The sequence below is a fragment of the Zunongwangia pacifica genome (assembly GCF_023499215.1).
Taxonomy (GTDB): domain Bacteria; phylum Bacteroidota; class Bacteroidia; order Flavobacteriales; family Flavobacteriaceae; genus Zunongwangia; species Zunongwangia pacifica.
In genome coordinates this window covers 12,361-30,099 of sequence record NZ_JAKHSK010000019.1, presented here as the reverse complement: position 1 = coordinate 30,099, position 17,739 = coordinate 12,361, and the positions used below count along the sequence as shown (strand labels likewise).

The following is a 17,739-nucleotide window of genomic DNA, read 5'->3' as shown; positions in this document are numbered from 1 at the left end:
TTTAAATTTTTGTGTTGTTTTCGTTATGGGAAATTTAAATATATTTGAATATAAATAACTGAAAATCAAATATTTGTGAATAAAATATTATTTGGTTTTGTTTGAATTCCGTTGCTATTATTTGGCATCAAATGCTATGAATTTTTGAAGTGAAGTTGTTGATAACCCGAAAATTGAAAATGAAAAAAGTGCTCAAAAACGTCAGTTTTGTCTTTTTGCTTTTGAAAATGTGCATCGTTTTCGGACAGGAAACGAGTACTCAAAAACGAATTGTAATTGATGTTGGACACGGTGGAAAAGATTCGGGTGCAATTGGTATAAATGGCATCCAAGAAAAGGATGTTGCGCTCAATATTGCGAATACCATTCTGAAATTGAATGATAAATCGGATACCCCATTGGATATTTATTTGACCAGGTACACCGATACACTCATTTCTTTATTTGATAGAACGAAGTTGGCTAAAGCCCTTAAAGCTGATTTGTTTGTGTCCTTGCATTGTAATCATTCGGATAATTCGAGTGCAAGAGGCATTGAAATTTATGTGGCAGGTGCAACATCCAAATATTCTGATGATGTCACTTGGCTTGCATTTCAGCTACAAGCTGTACTCAATAAACAATTAGGATATGAAAGTAGAGGTGTAAAGTTTGCCGACTTCCAAGTGCTTCGGGAAACTATTAATCATTGTCCCTCGCTTCTTTTGGAATTGGGATTTTTGAGTAATGAGGATGAAGGCAAGTTTATTTCTGATTCCAATAACATCCAACCTATTGCATTGACCATATTACAATCCCTTCAAAAACATTAGAATTATGAAAGAACTATTTTTAGAGTTAACAAAGAGCTTAAAGGATATTGTATTACAATTCATCTCAGAAGTTATTCTGCTATATAAGTCCTTCATAAATTGAGCTACTTCCTTTTGTCCACAGCCTTTGTGTCAAAAGCAATCAGATTAAAGAACTCTCGCATTCTACTTCGGACACGGTTACCATAACGCACTTCCAATTCTTCGGCATTGAGGTTGGTAGTGGCGTGGGTTTTAATTTTGCGTTTCGTGTCAAGATAGAGTTCATATCGGGATAGCAGTACCTCGCCCATCACATTCAGATCCTTTCCGTAGAACCTACCGGAAGGTTCTACCCCTAAATCATCAAAACAATAGAATTTGGTGTTACCATATTCCTCAACTGTTTTAAATCCTAAATGGTTAAAGCTAAATGTTACGTTACGGCAGGGAATCATTTCATAAGGGCGTTGCAAGGGAACCAAATGGCGTAATAATTTCATCAAACTGGTTTTCCCACAACCTACCGGTCCAGAAAGTAAAATGCCTTTGTCTATATCTATGCCGTAGGTTGTACAGTTTTCTTTATCCTTGATAAAGTAGGAACAAAGCTTCAGTAAAATATCTTTGTCCTCATCATAAATCCTGAATTTCTTTCCGAACAACAGTTTGCCCTTGGCATTCAGGTAAATCAGAATTTTAGGGAAATCGTAGAGAACGCTTTTACCATCGAATTTTCCCAGCGAATATTCCACGCCACCTTCAGTAATTTTAGAGGGGTTGTCCATAGTCTTTGTTTTTAGTGGTTCGCAAGTTGTCCTTGATTTGGGACACTTCTTTTTTGTTTGGTTTGTTTTCTTCTTCGAAAAGCTCGGTTCTATCCATCCAGTTTGTAGCCAATGAGCGCCAATCCCGTATCGGTTTTCCGTCGCTCGTTTTCCATTCTCGGTCTGCATAATGCTCGTAGAATTTTTTTCCTTCATCAGCATCAAAACCTTTTTCTTCAAAAAATAAAATAGCGGCCTGCCTGCCCTTTGGCTGTTTTATATAGTTTTCTTGTTTGATATTGTTTGTATTAGATACCAGTGCTTGTCCATTGGTGGGACGGTGTTGGTACACGGCCTGTCCATTTTTGGGATGGTGGTGTCCCTCAAGCGGTACACCTCTGGGGTAGTACTGTTCCGCAAGCTGTTCCAATATGGGATTGTACTGTCCCGTAGCTGGTTCATCACTTGTCCCTAAAATGGACATCTTGATTTTACTGCCCTTGTATGGATTGTTGGAAGGAAAGTAGGATAGGTATTCCCAAGAATGAAGCTCTGTTATACACCTGTGGTAAGTTGATTTTGACCCAATCTTGGCCACGCGCATCAATTCCCTTCGGTTTACATAGAACTCGTCCATAAAGCGACAGCTGTTCCATTCCTGGAACAGCGCCATATACAGACTGATATGGGTAGGATTTAGGCGGTCATCAAAATAGAACGTTTCAAAAGCCGCGTTGAGTAGCTTTATGTAGTTCATATTCTCAGGAATTTATTCCGTGATGCACACGGTTGGCATCCATTACCTTTTGAATTTCCTCAGCATCATAATAGATGATTCCGCCTACCTTAGTGTATGGCAAGGTGCCATTGATGCGAAGATTTTGCAGTGTGCCAGGACTTACTTGAAGCAAATCCATTACTTCGGCAGATTTTAGATACTTCTTGATTTTTCCAGAAGCCTGTTTGGCTAAAAGACTTTTGATGTCATCGAGCAATTCCATCTTGAATTCCCGAAGGTCGTCTGTGGTGATGATACTTGTCGGCATAATAGAACGATTTTAAAAGAAAAGGACTATCATAGGTTTTAAATTTTTGATGATAGCCCTTAACCCGATTTGACTTTCGTTCTACAAATTTGATACGGATTAATCGATTTTCTTCCCCAGTACGACCGTAGTACGGTCAAAATTTAACATCTTGAAATTTGGGGTGTTTTGACAGTATTTGAAAGTGCAACTGCGAAATTCTATCTATAAAATGATTCATATTATATGAGCAATAGGCTGAAAACCAAAACACCGTAGGTCAACCGTACTACGGTCTTTTTTTAACATTTTGATTTGATGGATAAACGGCTCGCAGATAACACTATTTCTCGCTTTTATCCATTTCAGAAATAAGGGATGCGGACAGCTCATCGAGGAAAAGGGTTCGGCTTTTTTTCCTGTATTTGATGTCTTGATAGGTTTTATAGATGTCTTTCGGCTCAACATCGAAAATCTGGCTTAAATAATCTGAAATTTTAACGATACTCAGATTGTTTTTAGCGCCAAGCCCTTTAGCGTAAAGCGCATAAATGAGTTCCACATAGTCTGTATTACTGAACGGCCAGTGCATTTTTTCGATTTTAGATAAGGAAATATCATTTCCAGTCAACCCGTTCTTCAATTTATTTTGCTTATCCACTAAGTATTTGGTCAGGGACTTGTAGGCATTGTACTTGCCGAGCAACATATCTCGTGCTGTGCAAAATTCCGGGTCTTGAAAATAGAATTTGGAAAGCGTAATGTGATACCCGTTTAGGTAATCACGAGTATAATATTCTTTATCAAAATGTGTCTGTCCTGATTCGATATACCTGCCAAAATCGAGATTGTAGAGAAAAAATCGATTGAGTTTGTTGCTTTTCTTTTTGATGGACTTGAGCTGGCTTTTTAGGTCGATTTTCGGGAACTGGATTTCAAACGAATGGATTTCGGAATAATAGATTAACTCAACGAGAGGGGCTTGTTTAGTTACTTTAAAAAAGTATATTTCGTCTTGGATGGATTTGAAGCCTTCCGACTGAACCTCTTTTTTCAGCGTGCTTAATGAATCACGGCAGAGCCCAATGGAATGCTGTGCCCTTTTAAGGATGCTCTTATTTTGAAGTTTTATATCATCGAGATCATTTTTTAGTCGCTGTGTTAATAATTGAAAGTCCATAAGCAGGTGTATTTTGATATGAAACCATAGAAATGGGATTTAGTTGATGCGGTTGGTTAGATGATATTATAGTCCTGCAAAATGAAATAAATGAACGCCACAGTTCATTTAATTTGTGGCTCATAGGTGTATTTTAAGGAACTCTCACTAAAATAATTTTACTTCGTAAACGTACAAGGAAAACTTGCCGTATTTAATTACGGAACGAGCCGTATTTTTCTACGGAAACTCTGTGAGACACTGAATTTACTTAGGTTATTTCAGAGGTAATTTATTTATCTTTTTTTGCGAAATCGCTTTAAGAATTCACGACGGTTCTTTACACCGGTTTTTTTAAAGATATTTGAGGCGTGTTTTGATACGGTGCTTTCGGCAATGAAAAGTTCCACGGCAATTTTCTTATAACTAAGATTGCTAAGAATGGATAGCGCAACTTCAATTTCCCGCCGTGTCAAATCCTCATATATAATTTTTCGCTCTACGGATTCCTCGCGCTGTTTTTTCTTAAGGGCAAATACTTCATACATTCGAGTATTGTTTTCCAAAAAGTACAGATACCTATCTACTTCGATGGCTGTAATGGCAAAAAAGGCCAAGTTCATTACGGTAAAGGTTATCCATTGATAATCGCCTATGACGGTGCAAATGGGCAACAGGGCTATACTCGCTACGCTGACCATAGACAATTTGTTTCTCCTTAAAATAAAGGCATTCGGATTGCTCGGATTCGAAATACGCCTGTAAAAGATGATGAGAAATATAAATGCTATTAAGGAAATTGGAATAGTAAAAAGAAAGCGAGCCGCATCCAAAGAGTCTGTCAAAAAATAGGGCATCAAAAAAAGAACAACATAGCTGCCACTTGCTAAAAATGCGAGATTTTTAATGGATGAGTTGAATTTCAGCACAACAATGTCGTACTCTTTATATAGGTAGTAAACGATATATACGCATAACGCAATGGCCACGCCATACGTAATGATATATTGAAGGATCAATGGTCCTGGAAAGTTGTCTACGGGTAAAAATCCGCCCGTGGCATTGTACGCAATGAAAAGGATGCCGAGATATAAAAACCGTCGAAGGCTACTTCGTGTATTTCGTCTTGAAAAGTAAAAAGTGAGCAATACAATGACCATATCTATTAAAAGATAGAAGAAAGTTGTCCAATGTATTGATGTGCCAAACATTCAGGTTATCCATTTTTTAAAACATATTTATTAGTTTCCTTATTTTTAGTAACATTATCCCATAGAAAAATTCTCCCGTTCATAGCGATATAAACACCCTGTTTTAAGAATTGCAAAGCACAAATTGCAAAACCCAAATTAAAGGTCGCATCTGTATTTTTAGAAGACCCCATTATAAATGAGCCTACAAGAACAATGGTTTTCTTGATTTCTTGTTTTCCCAGGTAAACTGCAGTATCTTCCATAGTGAAAGTGCCGTGTGTTATTAAAATCTTTTCCACACTGGAACCATTTATTTTTTGAAGTAAAATATTTCTGTCTTCAGCGGTAATTGAACGGCTATCCTTTGCAAATGCCTTTTCAATAAGGTATGGGGTAGACACATTAGCATAATCAAGAAATTCTTTAATCGTTATTTTGCTTTGTGTATTGTTATTTTCTGGATTTTCATAATCCAAGTCCTCAATTGTGCCTCCTGTTGTAAGAATGTGTATCATTTTTAATTTTTTCGGTTTGTCAATTCCCTATTCAACTCAGTGCTTATGAATGTTACCTTTCAGCACAAAAAAGTAAAGCAGAAAAGCAGATATGACTAGGAGAAAAAGAGCAATAATACCTTTTATCTTATCTTTTTTCGTGATTTTGTCCTTAATTGGTTTTTGAACTTTTTTCTTTCGTCTATTTCTTCTACTTTGAGACACGGTATTATAGTGTTTTCAACTTATTTTCTAACTGTCTCGTATTGAGAATGGAAAGATTCAACATAGTACATACTCTCATCTAAATTGTGGCTATACAAAATTTACGCATAACAAATTTGTGCCTGCCAAATGGAAGGCTATTCCCATTGGGCTCAGAAATTCACCTTCCATTGCAGGACTTAATATTATAAAGTGTATTGACCTTTAAGCCTAAAATACACGGTCACGTCCTCATTGCTGTTATTCCTAAAAAACCAACCGTGTTTTCCTTCATAAGGGGCATAAAAAGTACCCACCATATTATTGGAATTGGCAATGGTGTAGCTTTCAAAGTAAACTTCTTTGACTTCCCCTTCTTGTTTTACCTCACCGTGAAAATCGAAATAGAGAATTTCATTATTAGAGGTTGTCCATTCGTATTTCATTTTTCCATACTTGAGCATATTTAGTTTGAACTCGATACCTTTCCCAGCAGGAACAATCACTTTGGTTTCATCTTCACGCAGATTTAATTGAGTGGTTGGAGGTGGATTATCAGCCTCTAAAGGCCTTTCTACATTAGGGCCTGAACCTGCTTTTTCAAGTTTGATTGTTTGGGCTGAAGTGTTTGATGCAATAGCCGCCAAATTGTTTGCTTGGGGGTCCTCAGGGACGTAAAGTTTGCTAAAGCCAATTAATTTTCCTGCTCCAGTCGGGTCAATCCCATATTCTGCCGGTAATACTGCTATTACCAATAATGCTGCACCTATAAGAAGTGATATAATGGTTGCTTTTATGATTTTATTTTTTTCCAATATTGGATGATTCATTTCTGACATAGTTATTTGTTTATGATGTAAAGTAGCCGGTTAACTGGAAGCCGAGAAGTAAAAACCCAGCAGCCATAAGAGCTGTATTTGTAATTGTTGAAAATTTCATAAAACTGCGTTGCCTTCGCCAAACGGTTATAAGAATCAATACAATTGCCAATGCTATAAACTGACCTATTTCTACACCGATATTAAAACCAATTAGATTGGTAAAAAGGCCTTCCCGGTCAAACTTGAATTCTTGTAGTTTACTTGCAAGGCCAAAACCGTGAAACAATCCGAATATCAAAACTGCGGCTTTGGTATTGGGTTGTTTGCCGAAGAATCTTTTGAAACCACCTAAATTATCGAATCCTTTATACACGATAGAAAGGGCAATTATGGCATCGATAAGGTAGGCGTTAATTGTGATGTCACTTAAAACACCAAACAGTAAGGTGGTACTGTGCCCGATAGTAAAAAAACTAACATATAACAATACCTCCTTAGGCTTGTAGAGGAAGAAGATGACACCTACCAAAAATAGTAGATGGTCATAGCCAGTAATCATATGTTTCGCCCCTATATATAAGAATGGCCCAAAGGCAACACCATTATTTCCCAACAAAAATGTTTGGGTGTTTTCATCTACTCCGTGGGCAAATGCACTTGTACAAAGTGTGCAAACGAGAGTCAATACCAAGAAGGATATTATCTTTTTTATTTTCATAGTAAACTCGATTAAATCTCAATACAAATTATGATGTAATGAGATGTGAATATTAATGTGCGTGCCCGTGGGATTTAACCTGTTCTAAGCTATCCATTGTTTTTTTTCTTGCCAATTGAATGCTGTCCTGAATTCTTATCATTTCTGCATTGTTGTCCTTCGGAGTGTTTTTTTGGACCGCTGGAGAAGTCTCTTCCTTTTTTGTTTCCTTGCAGGATACTAAAAGTGTCATTGCAACTGCTGTGATAAAAAGTACTCTTTTCATAATGTATTGATTTAGATATTAGTGTTTATGAATTATTATTCTATGCTTTTAATTTGTATTGATTTGAAATTTTAGGCTTCTTTCTTGGTCTAAGAAACAGGAACACAATCAGTAACAGTGAAAGTGTAAGCATCCCACCATAGAGAAAATCCTTTTCAGGCACTTTGGTCCCGAGAAATCCTGCAATAGGATAAGAAATCGCCCACCACAAATGTGAAAAGGCAAAATGGGAACCATAGACTTTTCCCTGTTCCTCTCCAGAAATGTTTTCGCCAATAAGGGTTTCCGAAGGTATCTCTGCCAAACTTTGACCCAATCCGGCAAGGACCCAAAACACAAGAAGTAGGGAAAAATTCAAGTAATTGGCAGCACTGATGGCGAGGCCTAGTACCAAAGCTCCAACTATTAGGGAAACCTGTCTGGATTTGGTCTTATCCACAGCTCCTGAAACAAATGCAGCCACCGCAGCACCAATCCCGAATGCGGCCATAGTCCAACCGTATTCCTTATCAGTTAGGTTCAACTCACCCTTTATTAAAACAATGGTATTGACCAGTATAAAGGCACCAGCCATTGCCGAAACTAGTTCTATGAAAAGAGCAAATCGAATGTATCTGTTACCAAATAAAAGTTTAATGCCTTTGGTAACCTCCTGCCAGGTTGTCGGGTGTTTTTTTGAAATATGTTCTTCTGGAGCATTTAGAAACTCTTTTGGGAGGGTCAAGAGCAAAATACCTGCTATTATAAATGTAGCCGCATCGACCAGAAATATTTCCCTGGCACCCAGCCATACGGCCAGTATCCCTGCTAATCCAGGCCCCAAAATACCCAAAATCTGATAAGTGGCAGCCGACAATCCAATTGCTTCCCGATATAACTTTTTGTCTACAACTTGCGGTATTACCGAGCGGTAAGTAGGACTGAAAAAAGCATTGAACACATTCATCAAAAATACCAAGGCATAAATTTGCCATTCTGCGGTAACGAATGGCAGTAAGGCCACAAGACCCATTCTAATAAAGTGGGTAACGTACAAAATCTTTTTTCGGTCAATCCGGTCTGCAAGAACACCTGCAAAAGGAGAGAATATGATAAAGGCTGTTACCCGCAAGGTGAGGGCCGTGGCTAAAATTACCGCAGCCCTTTCTTCCCCAAATTGATATGCCAACAAGGCCAAACCTACCCAGGTAATGGCGTCCCCCAATAAGCTAATGGTTTGTGCCAAGTATAACTTGGCGAATAATTTATTGTGCAGGGCCTGAAAAGGTTCTGTTAAGTTGGATAAAGCCTTGTTCATTTTTATTTTTAAAATTTTTGAATTGCCTTTTAAAATGAAATTATTCTTCCTCAGAATTGCGCAATGCCGACAAGATGGAATAAGCGTTCTTTGTTACAGGCTTTAAATTATCGACATCAGCACTTTCGGCAAACGTTATGGCCGTGTAGCCTTCCTGCTCGATTCCTTTTTTAACCTGTTCCAGTCTAAATGTATAACCGCTATCAGAGGTTTCGGTCTGGAAGATTACATAATCCTTTCCTTCATACTGGACTATTGCTTCTGAAGGAACGGCATTTTGTTTATTGGTGCCGCTTTCAACCCAGGCTTTTACATACATACCCGGTAAAATCCCATTTTCGTCCCCCTTTATGATATGACAGTGTACCGGTGTTATCCGGTCGTTGCCTGTAGCCTTTCCAATTAAAAAGACCTCTGCGGTACGATCGAACTCATTTTCATTGGCAAGTGAAAATTTAACGGTTTGCCCCATTTCTATTTTTTCCAAATCTTTTTCAAAGGCATTCAAGGCTAAATGGATGTCGTCCAAATTAACCAGTTCAAAAAGTACATCTTGCGGTGAAACATAATCGCCAATATTTACATAGCTCTCTTTTACATAGCCGCTAATGGGTGCATACAGGTTGGCAGTTCGTGTTATATTCCCGTTTTGTACTGAATTTTTACTGATTCCTATCAAGGCGAGCTGTTGTTCGTAAGCATTGACACGGCCTTGCATCACTTTATAATCAGAGGAAACTTCCTGAAAGGTTTTTGCTGAATTGATATCTTCTTCCCTTAATTGCTTTTGACGGTTGAATTCTTCTTCAAGAAATTCGAGTTTGCCCAAACTTTCCAAGTAGTCCTGTTGGATTTGGATAAATTCAGGATTTTCAATGGTGGCCAACACCTGTCCTTTTTTAATCTCTTCCCCGGGTAATCTTCCTGCGGTTTTTAAATACCCTCCTAAAGGTGCAGATACAGAAGCCATACTTTTTGGCTCCACATCAACAACACCATTAAGTTTAACAATGTTGCTAAGATTTCTCATCTCAATCTCCCCGGTCTCTATCCCTGCTAAATTGTATTGGTCTTTGGTAAAAGTGATTTGCTTCGAACCGTTGGGAATTGATTGCTCTTCTTTAGTAGAAGCTGAGGAAGAATCCATCTTTTCAGAATCGTTGTTTCCGCACGCCACCATAATTAGGGTACTTAAAATGAGTAGCGCATTTTTTGTATTGAATTGAATTTTCATTTTTTTATATTTAGTATGATGACATTTATTTAAAGGCCCAGTAAAGCTTCTATTACTATGATGGACTGATTATATTGATAAAGGGTGTTTAGATAGTCTGTGCGAATATCATTGGCCAAAGTGAGGTTTTGCAAGTATTGTGCATAGGAAACATTTCCACTTTTAAAGCTCTTTTCCGAATTATCAATAATAAGTTCGGCTTGTGGCAATGCTTCATTTTGATAATAATTTAAAGTGCCCTGAAGTTTATAGTATTCCTGTAGTAAATTTTGCAATTCCCCTTCCAATTGAGTCTGGTTGAGTTCAATTTTGGACTGAGCAATATCCTCTTCAATTTTGGCGGCTTTTATTTTTGAACGGTGCCCACTTGGAAATATAGGGATGGCGAGTCCAACTTGAAAGAAGGAGAACCGGTCATCTGAATTCAAACTTTCGTTTGTTCCACTCATAGTTTGAATTCCGTTAAAGGTTTGGCTATTATAACCGAACATTAAATCCGGTAGCATTTTATTCCTTTCCACATTGGTCTCCCGTTTCCTTACTTCTAACTGTTGTTTTAAGTAGACATATAATGGACTTTTCTTAATAGATTGACTTTCAATATCCAATTCTATGTCACGGGGTAACAGTTCCTCATCGGAGACACTAATGTTATCTTCAGTATTTAAAATCACTTGTAATCGCTTTTTGGCGATTTTCAAATCGGCCTCGTTTTGTTGAAGCTTGTTTTTTATCTGCATTGATTTTGTCGCAGAGGTAACGCTTTCCAGTTTTGTGGATTCGCCCGTTTCATAACGTCTCGAACTGGATCTTTCAAGATTGCTAAACAAACTGTCTTGGCGTTGCAACAAGCGTTCGTTCTCCACTAAGAATACGTACCTCAAATAAGCCGATTTTACATCGGCAATCAGATCATTTTTTTCTATAGCCTTAAGTTGTTCACTACTTTTTACCTTGGCCTTAGCTAATTTGAATTGACTGCTATAAACCGTAGGGAAATTAATCCGCTGTGAAACTCCATATAGGTTATCCTTTATATTAGGTGTATTAAACTCTCCATTTGAATAGGTGAATTCTGTTTTGGGAATGGTAATTGCACCATACTTTCCGGTTTTCTCAACATCTATCTCATATTGTGCAATTTTGATACGATTGTTGTTTTGAAGTGCAATTTCAATGGCCTGCTCCAAGGTAAGTGTGCGTTCTTGAGCTCGATTTATTTCTTGCGCCTGAAGCTGCGTCGCCGGAAAGAAAAGCCCGCCAATTAATATTAAAGTAGTGGCTACTTTTTTTCTTTTAAAACTGAATTTAACCTTACCTTCAGTAAAATATATGTACAGTACAGGGAGTACGATAAGGGTCAGTGCAGTAGCAGTTATCAATCCACCTATAACAACTGTAGCAAGCGGTCGTTGAACTTCCGCACCTGAAGATGTAGCCAATGCCATAGGTAAGAAACCTAGGGCAGCAACTGTTGCTGTCATCAATACTGGTCTTAGTCTAACACTAGTCCCTTTAAGGACACGTTCATAAGTATCTGTTATCCCCTGACTTTTGAGCCTATTAAATTCTGCGATAAGAACTATTCCGTTCAAAACTGCAATTCCGAACAAAGCGATAAAACCAACACCAGCAGAAATACTAAATGGCATTCCACGAATAAGTAGTGCAAAAACACCTCCAATAGCAGATAGCGGAATGGCTGTAAAGATGAGTAAGCTTTGTTTTAGTGAACCAAAAGCAAAATACAATAGAATTAAGATTAGTAATAAAGCTACAGGCAACGCAATCATTAATCTTTGATTTGCTTCTTTTAAGTTTTGAAATTGACCTCCATAAGTAACATAATAGCCAGAAGGCATATTTACATTTTTAGACATAATCTGTTTTATGTCGTCTATAATACTTTGCACATCCCTTTCACGTACATTAAAACCAATAGTAACGCGTCGCTTAGCATTGTCGCGTTGTATTTGAACTGGGCCGGGTTCAAAAGATATTTTGGCTACTTCACTAAGAGGAATCTGTTGGCCTTCAGGAGTACCTATGTACAGATTCTCAACATCAGTTATGTCGCTGCGACTTTCTTCCTGCAAGCGCACGACAAGATCAAAGCGCCTTTCTCCCTCAAACACCATTCCCGCTGCTTTTCCTGCAAACCCGGTTTCTATCGCGTTGTTTATAGTTTCTACGTTCAGTCCATATTGGGCGATTTTATCTCTGTTCAGTTGAATGTTGATTTGAGGTAATCCTGTAATCTCTTCAACATATAAATCATTAACCCCTTCAACAGGTCTTATTTTCTGTCCAACTTCATTTGCTAAGTCTGATAATGTTGACAAATCTTCCCCATATATCTTTAACACCACATCTTGTTTTGCACCAGTCAATAATTCATTAAAACGCATTTGTATAGGTTGCTGAAAACTAAAAGTAGCGTTCGGAATTACTGATAGGGATTCTTGCATTTCGGCTATTAGTCCTTCTCGGTCTTCAGCAGCGGTCCATTGGTCTTTTGGAGTAAGAATTACCATCATATCTCCAGCTTCGATGGGCATAGGATCAGTTGGTATTTCACCTGAACCGATCTTATTGACTACTTGTGTGACCTCGTCTGGATATTCATTAAGCAAAATTGTCTGCGCTTTTTGAGAAACATCCAACATCTGATTAATAGAACTCCCAACGGGCACTCTAGTTTCAACTGCGAAATCCCCTTCATCAAGTTGAGGAATAAACTCACTGCCCATATTAGAAAAAACAATTATTGTCACAATAAATAACCCTATGGCCAATCCGATTACTAGGAGTTTTGTACGAAGAGCTGCTTCTATTATAGGTTTATATACACGTTGAAAGAAATCCATTAATTTGTCAGAAAAATTTCTTTTATGTTCCGTTTTCCTCCCTAAAGCAAGAGCAGACATCATAGGTACATATGTGAGTGATAATATTAAAGCCCCCAAAATTGCAAACATTACCGTTTGTGCCATTGGGTGGAACATTTTTCCCGAAACACCAGTCAATGCTAAAATGGGTAAATAAACAATAAGGATTATAATCTGTCCAAATGCGGCAGAATTCATCATTTTACCAGCAGATTCTTTAACTTCTATATCCATCTGGTTTGATGATAACTTGGTTACTCCTTTATATTTCTTTTTGCTCGAATGTATTCCAAACATTACGGATTCTACTATAATTACTGCCCCATCTACTATTAACCCAAAGTCAATGGCTCCCAAACTCATAAGATTGCCCGAAACTCCAAATAAATTCATCATTACGATTGCAAAGAGCATTGAAAGTGGTATTACCGATGCTACGATTAGTCCACCTCTCAGATTTCCTAAAAAGAGAATTAAAACGAAAATTACTATAAGAGCACCCTCTGTAAGGTTTTTAGTTACTGTTCCTATGGCTCTATCTACAAGATTTTTTCTATCTAAATATGGCTCGATAGTTACCCCCTCAGGTAGGGTTTCCTTTATTTGCTCAATTTTATCTTTAACTCTATTGATGACCGCTGAAGAGTTTGCGCCCTTTAACATCATCACGATTCCTGTAACTACTTCACCTTCTCCATTACGTGTTGCAGCACCATAGCGAATACCGTGTCCAAACTGTACTTTAGCAACATCACGTATAAGTATAGGAGTCCCATTATTTTCTTTAACTACAATTTTTTCGAGCTCTTGAAGATTGTTTACGAGTCCTTCACTACGTATAAAATAAGCATTGGGACCTTTATCTATGTATGCACCACCTGTATTTTGGTTGTTTTTTTCAAGTGCGGCAAATATATCTTGAATGGTTATATCCATACTTTGAAGTTTGTTGGGATCAATGGCTATTTCATATTGTTTCACAAATCCTCCAAAACCACTAACTTCCGCAACTCCTGGTGTTCCTAATAACTGACGTTTAATAATCCAGTCTTGTATTGTTCGGAGTTCGGTTGCATCATATTGATCTTCGTAGCCTTTTTCTGGATGAACCACATATTGGTAAATTTCACCTAGTCCCGTTGTGACCGGAGCCATTTCAGGTTTTCCAACACCTTCAGGAATTTCATCTGCTGCAGATGATAAACGCTCTTGAACTTGTTGTCGTGCCCAATAGAGATCGGTTTTTTCCTCAAATACAATGGTTACAATGGAAAGTCCAAAACGGGAAAAGGAGCGCATATCCTTTATGTCAGGAATACTTACCATAGTTTGCTCGACAGGAAATGTCACAAGTTGTTCCACTTCTTGAGCAGCTAGTGTTGGGGAAACGGTTATTACCATTACCTGGTTATCAGTAATATCAGGTACAGCATCTATGGGGAGTTTTGTAAGAGAATAGGTTCCCCAGCCTATTAGGAATAGGGTTAATATTCCAATAACAAGTTTATTGTTAATGGAAAATCGAATGATTTTATCTAACATTATAATTGAACAAGTTAAAAATGAAAAAAAGAAAATGGGATTCACTAAGCACCAATTTTATACACTTGTTAGGAGGAAGTGTAATATTTAGAACTTAAGATGAATACGAGAAATGCTACAACAAAAGATTATTGCATAGCTATGGTGTAACAAGCGTTAATATCAAACTCGATTAAAAGCCTGAATAACAGTTGCGACCTTAAGGAATTAACAAGAAGGAGGTCCCCGAAGGGTGTGGGAGGATAATGTTGAAAAATATGGAATTAAAGGATAATCCCGAAAGCGTTGTTTTTCAAAATTTGCGTGCCAGATAAATTGATTGTCGATATCAATTATCAAAGCGGCATTTTGGAGAATCTTTGTTTTAAAATTAAGGTGCTTGGTAGCACCTGTTACATATTTTAAAGTCCTTTCATTTGAAGAATGCTGAAAGTGTTCAAATATATGGCTTAGCTCTGAATGTTCTTGAGCTATTTGTTGAGAATCTGCTGTTAAAGCAATAGAAAAAGAAATCTGTTCGCCATCTGGTGATACGTCAGTATGAGGTACGATATCGTGACCTATCATAATGAAGGCTGCGGTAAAGAACAGTATATTTCTAAATAGCTTCAAAAAATAATAATAAAAATTAGGGACAAATATAGTTATTTTGTTTCGTGTGACAAATTTTTAATGGGTATGATTAGTAATGAACATATGGCTATATAACAGTAATAAAAATAATAGTAGCACGAAAATAACAATTGCCACAATAAAGAAAGTTTTTAAAGCTTTATACTTTTTTCTGATTTCTGTTTCTGAATATTTTTTATTTCTTTCTTGTTTGCGCCTATTTTTGCGGTTTTCTGACATAAATATTGATATATAAGTAATTTCTAACGTAAAGATGAAAAAGGGAAAATGCTATGGCAAAAGATTGTTGCATAGCTAAGGTATAGCAAGCATCAATGTCAAACTCGATTAAAGCTTGAATGACAGTTATCACCTTAAGGAATTAACAAGAAGGAGGTCCCCGAAAGGTATAGGAGGATAATGTTGAAAAGTATGGAATTAAAGGATAATACCGAAAGCGTTGTTTTTCAAAATTTGCGTGCCAAATAAATTGATGGTCTATATCAACTATCAAAGCGCTATTTTGAAGGATCTTTGTTTTAAAATCAAGGTGCTTGGTCGCACTTGTCACATATTTTAGAGTCCTTTCATTTGAAGAATGCTGAAAGTGCTCAAATATATGGTTTAACTCTGAATGTTCTATGGCTATTTGCTGAGAAACTTCTGTCCGGAGCAATAGAAAAAGAAATCTGTTCGCCATCCGGTGATATGTCGGTATGAGGCACGATATCATGACCTATCATAATGAAGGCTGCGGTAAAGAACAGTATATTTCTAAATAATTTCAAAAATTGCTTCTAAATTATTTTGCGAAAATAGCGATAAGTTTTTTCTTAAAAAAATATAAAAAACCATAAGTGAGAAATATTAGCATAAACATCGCTTTTTAGTTTATCTGAATTTTATTTCTATAATTGCTCAAATAATATAGCATCATAAGAATCCCAAGTAAGACCAATTGAGATATTAAACTTTCCAATGTAGGATAGACACCCAACCAATCTATTTTAGGGGAAACAGGGAGACCTGTTACAGAAAGCCAGCCAGCTTCTTGAATGGCGTGAATACCTTTACCTATTAGAATTACCGCCAATAGGGTAATTACCCACGAGGAATATCTAAAAAGTTGCCGGACCGGTATTTTTTTTGAATATTTTAGAAAAAGAAACGCGAGCAGGCCTATCAAGGCAAAAGCCGCCAGCACCCCAAACCCGATGGATGATTGATCGCCAGATTGGGTTTCCAAACCAATGGCCTGTAAAAAAAGGATCGATTCAAAAGCTTCCCGGAAAACGACCATAAATGAAAAGAATGCCAGCCCGATCATTTTTTCACCCTTCAATTGTGCCCCGACCTTTTTTTCAATAAACTCTTTCCATTTTTTGGAATGGGAATAGTTGTGAAGCCAAAAACCGACAAAGGCGAGGACAATAACCGCTACCAATGAAATCATTCCCTCCATTATTTCCCTATTCTGACCACTTATGCCAATAATCCAATCTGAAAGGAACCATCCTGCTACACCCATTAAAATAGCGGTAATCCATCCACGGTGAATATAGGGCAGGGCTTTTTTAGCCTTTGGTGTTCTACGTATCAGTGCCAAGATAAGTGCAATGATCAAAAAAGCTTCCAGTCCCTCACGCAGCATTATGGATGCCGCCAAAAAGAAAGAAAGCCAATAGTTGAGCTTTTCATCTTTCATCATTTTTTCGGCGCGGTCAATAGTTGAGAGGGCACTATTTATTTTATATTCGACCTCACTTGAATTTTTGCCTTGTTCAATGACCTGCCTAACATCCATCATTTTTTGCTCCAATTGGGAAGTAAATTTAGGATCATTGGCTTTTAGGCGTATCTCGACGGGTTCAATCCCTTCTAAATAGGCTGCCAACGCTTTTTGACGGGCCTCATCTTTATTGCCATTTTTATAATTGGAAAATGCTTGATGAAGATAATCCCTCGCAACAGTCAAACTGGATTGCGATAGTTCTCCTGAAGGGGAAAAAAACCTCAATGCCTTTAGCTTTTTTTGTCCCTGTATATTCGAACCGAGTTTTTTGATTAATTGATTATCCGATAGCGTGGCAACATCCTTTAGTGAAGTTTTCCCATATTGCTGATTGAATATTTTTTTCAGGGATACAGAATCTATTTCTTGTTTTTGAAACCGTAATGATTTGACATAAAAGGCCAAATCCCAGGCTTCTTTATCGGATAGTTCCGTAAACGCCTGCATCGCTGTTCCTTCCACGCCCAGTTTGACCGTATTATAGGCTTCAAATGGGGACAGGCCTGCCATAAGGGAATCATTCAAAAAATTTGCGGGGGCTGGTTTTAACCCATTGGCCAAAGTTCCGTTTCCACCGCCTTTTGGTCCGTGGCATTGAACACAGTTCTGCGTATATAGTTTTTGACCATTTGCCGCGTCCGGCCAATTTAAGGGGGCAACTTCATAGCCGGTCGTTTTAATGATCGCCCATTTTACTTTTTCTGCTAAGTCCTTAATTTTTTTACTGGAAGCTTTATCCCGAACAAGGATTTTTAAATCATTTAAATCAGAAAGGATAGATTGCCCTGATCTGGATGGTAATTTTATTTTTTGTGTTAAGTTAAAAATCTTTGCGCTAAACTCCTGCATTTCGGCATATTCTGCCTTGTCGATTACTTTTCCTTCCCTCACGGCCATTGGATAATCTTTTGAAAGATAATCCAAAAGATGGATTACA

Annotated in this window: 15 protein-coding genes; 1 reads left to right on the top strand and 14 read right to left on the bottom strand. The window is 37.5% G+C overall.

The window, feature by feature from the left end; genetic code table 11:
* The first annotated feature begins 179 nt into the window (after positions 1-179).
* Positions 180-812, top strand: a complete 633-nt coding sequence (locus tag L1967_RS13475; protein ID WP_094998183.1) for an N-acetylmuramoyl-L-alanine amidase family protein — start codon at positions 180-182, stop codon at positions 810-812.
* 104 nt (positions 813-916) lie between these two features.
* On the opposite strand, the gene L1967_RS13470 is transcribed toward L1967_RS13475, so the two are convergent.
* From L1967_RS13470 to L1967_RS13405, 14 genes are all read right to left on the bottom strand, one after another.
* A complete protein-coding gene (locus tag L1967_RS13470; protein ID WP_094998184.1) occupies positions 917-1,579 on the bottom strand; it encodes an ATPase in 663 nt (220 codons plus the stop codon).
* On the bottom strand, positions 1,563-2,315 hold the full coding sequence (locus L1967_RS13465; protein WP_094998185.1) for a hypothetical protein: 753 nt from the start codon (positions 2,313-2,315) through the stop codon (positions 1,563-1,565). Before L1967_RS13465 ends, L1967_RS13470 begins: the two co-directional genes overlap by 17 nt.
* A 4-nt stretch (positions 2,316-2,319) precedes the next feature.
* Positions 2,320-2,604, bottom strand: a complete 285-nt coding sequence (locus L1967_RS13460) for a helix-turn-helix domain-containing protein (RefSeq protein ID WP_094998186.1) — start codon at positions 2,602-2,604, stop codon at positions 2,320-2,322.
* Between the two features lie 322 nt (positions 2,605-2,926).
* Entirely contained in the window at positions 2,927-3,763 is an 837-nt protein-coding gene (locus L1967_RS13455) for an RteC domain-containing protein (protein WP_094998187.1), read from the bottom strand.
* A 275-nt stretch (positions 3,764-4,038) separates the two neighbouring features.
* A complete protein-coding gene (locus L1967_RS13450) occupies positions 4,039-4,953 on the bottom strand; it encodes a helix-turn-helix domain-containing protein (RefSeq protein ID WP_229702473.1) in 915 nt (304 codons plus the stop codon).
* Between the two features lie 5 nt (positions 4,954-4,958).
* Positions 4,959-5,450, bottom strand: coding sequence for an asparaginase domain-containing protein (locus L1967_RS13445; RefSeq protein WP_094998188.1), 492 nt, complete (start codon positions 5,448-5,450; stop codon positions 4,959-4,961).
* A gap of 389 nt (positions 5,451-5,839) precedes the next feature.
* A complete protein-coding gene (locus L1967_RS13440; protein WP_249602065.1) occupies positions 5,840-6,463 on the bottom strand; it encodes a hypothetical protein in 624 nt (207 codons plus the stop codon).
* A gap of 19 nt (positions 6,464-6,482) precedes the next feature.
* Positions 6,483-7,172: a HupE/UreJ family protein gene (locus L1967_RS13435; protein ID WP_094998190.1), complete on the bottom strand. Its 690-nt coding sequence runs from the start codon at positions 7,170-7,172 to the stop codon at positions 6,483-6,485.
* 52 nt (positions 7,173-7,224) lie between these two features.
* Positions 7,225-7,437, bottom strand: a complete 213-nt coding sequence (locus L1967_RS13430) for a hypothetical protein (RefSeq protein WP_094998191.1) — start codon at positions 7,435-7,437, stop codon at positions 7,225-7,227.
* Between the two features lie 40 nt (positions 7,438-7,477).
* The gene (locus L1967_RS13425; protein WP_094998192.1) at positions 7,478-8,734 is read right to left on the bottom strand and encodes an MFS transporter; all 1,257 of its coding nucleotides are present in this window, start codon (positions 8,732-8,734) and stop codon (positions 7,478-7,480) included.
* A gap of 40 nt (positions 8,735-8,774) precedes the next feature.
* Positions 8,775-9,968, bottom strand: a complete 1,194-nt coding sequence (locus L1967_RS13420) for an efflux RND transporter periplasmic adaptor subunit (RefSeq protein WP_094998193.1) — start codon at positions 9,966-9,968, stop codon at positions 8,775-8,777.
* A gap of 29 nt (positions 9,969-9,997) precedes the next feature.
* Positions 9,998-14,398, bottom strand: coding sequence for a CusA/CzcA family heavy metal efflux RND transporter (locus L1967_RS13415; protein WP_094998194.1), 4,401 nt, complete (start codon positions 14,396-14,398; stop codon positions 9,998-10,000).
* Positions 14,399-14,605: 207 nt separating this feature from the next.
* Positions 14,606-15,010: a hypothetical protein gene (locus L1967_RS13410; protein WP_229702474.1), complete on the bottom strand. Its 405-nt coding sequence runs from the start codon at positions 15,008-15,010 to the stop codon at positions 14,606-14,608.
* 886 nt (positions 15,011-15,896) lie between these two features.
* The gene (locus L1967_RS13405) at positions 15,897-17,651 is read right to left on the bottom strand and encodes an FTR1 family protein (protein ID WP_249602064.1); all 1,755 of its coding nucleotides are present in this window, start codon (positions 17,649-17,651) and stop codon (positions 15,897-15,899) included.
* Positions 17,652-17,739: the final 88 nt, after the last annotated feature.

Bases quoted from the DNA above. Each gene is read 5' to 3' on its own strand.
- L1967_RS13450 (WP_229702473.1), bottom strand. From the start codon at position 4,953: ATGTTTGGCACATCAATACATTGGACAACTTTCTTCTATCTTTTAATA.
- L1967_RS13435 (WP_094998190.1), bottom strand. From the start codon at position 7,172: ATGAAAATAAAAAAGATAATATCCTTCTTGGTATTGACTCTCGTTTGC.
- L1967_RS13440 (WP_249602065.1), bottom strand. From the start codon at position 6,463: ATGAATCATCCAATATTGGAAAAAAATAAAATCATAAAAGCAACCATT.
- L1967_RS13470 (WP_094998184.1), bottom strand. From the start codon at position 1,579: ATGGACAACCCCTCTAAAATTACTGAAGGTGGCGTGGAATATTCGCTG.
- L1967_RS13460 (WP_094998186.1), bottom strand. From the start codon at position 2,604: ATGCCGACAAGTATCATCACCACAGACGACCTTCGGGAATTCAAGATG.
- L1967_RS13445 (WP_094998188.1), bottom strand. From the start codon at position 5,450: ATGATACACATTCTTACAACAGGAGGCACAATTGAGGACTTGGATTAT.
- L1967_RS13405 (WP_249602064.1), bottom strand. From the start codon at position 17,651: ATGCAGGAGTTTAGCGCAAAGATTTTTAACTTAACACAAAAAATAAAA.
- L1967_RS13455 (WP_094998187.1), bottom strand. From the start codon at position 3,763: ATGGACTTTCAATTATTAACACAGCGACTAAAAAATGATCTCGATGAT.
- L1967_RS13415 (WP_094998194.1), bottom strand. From the start codon at position 14,398: ATGTTAGATAAAATCATTCGATTTTCCATTAACAATAAACTTGTTATT.
- L1967_RS13420 (WP_094998193.1), bottom strand. From the start codon at position 9,968: ATGAAAATTCAATTCAATACAAAAAATGCGCTACTCATTTTAAGTACC.
- L1967_RS13430 (WP_094998191.1), bottom strand. From the start codon at position 7,437: ATGAAAAGAGTACTTTTTATCACAGCAGTTGCAATGACACTTTTAGTA.
- L1967_RS13465 (WP_094998185.1), bottom strand. From the start codon at position 2,315: ATGAACTACATAAAGCTACTCAACGCGGCTTTTGAAACGTTCTATTTT.
- L1967_RS13425 (WP_094998192.1), bottom strand. From the start codon at position 8,734: ATGAACAAGGCTTTATCCAACTTAACAGAACCTTTTCAGGCCCTGCAC.
- L1967_RS13475 (WP_094998183.1), top strand. From the start codon at position 180: ATGAAAAAAGTGCTCAAAAACGTCAGTTTTGTCTTTTTGCTTTTGAAA.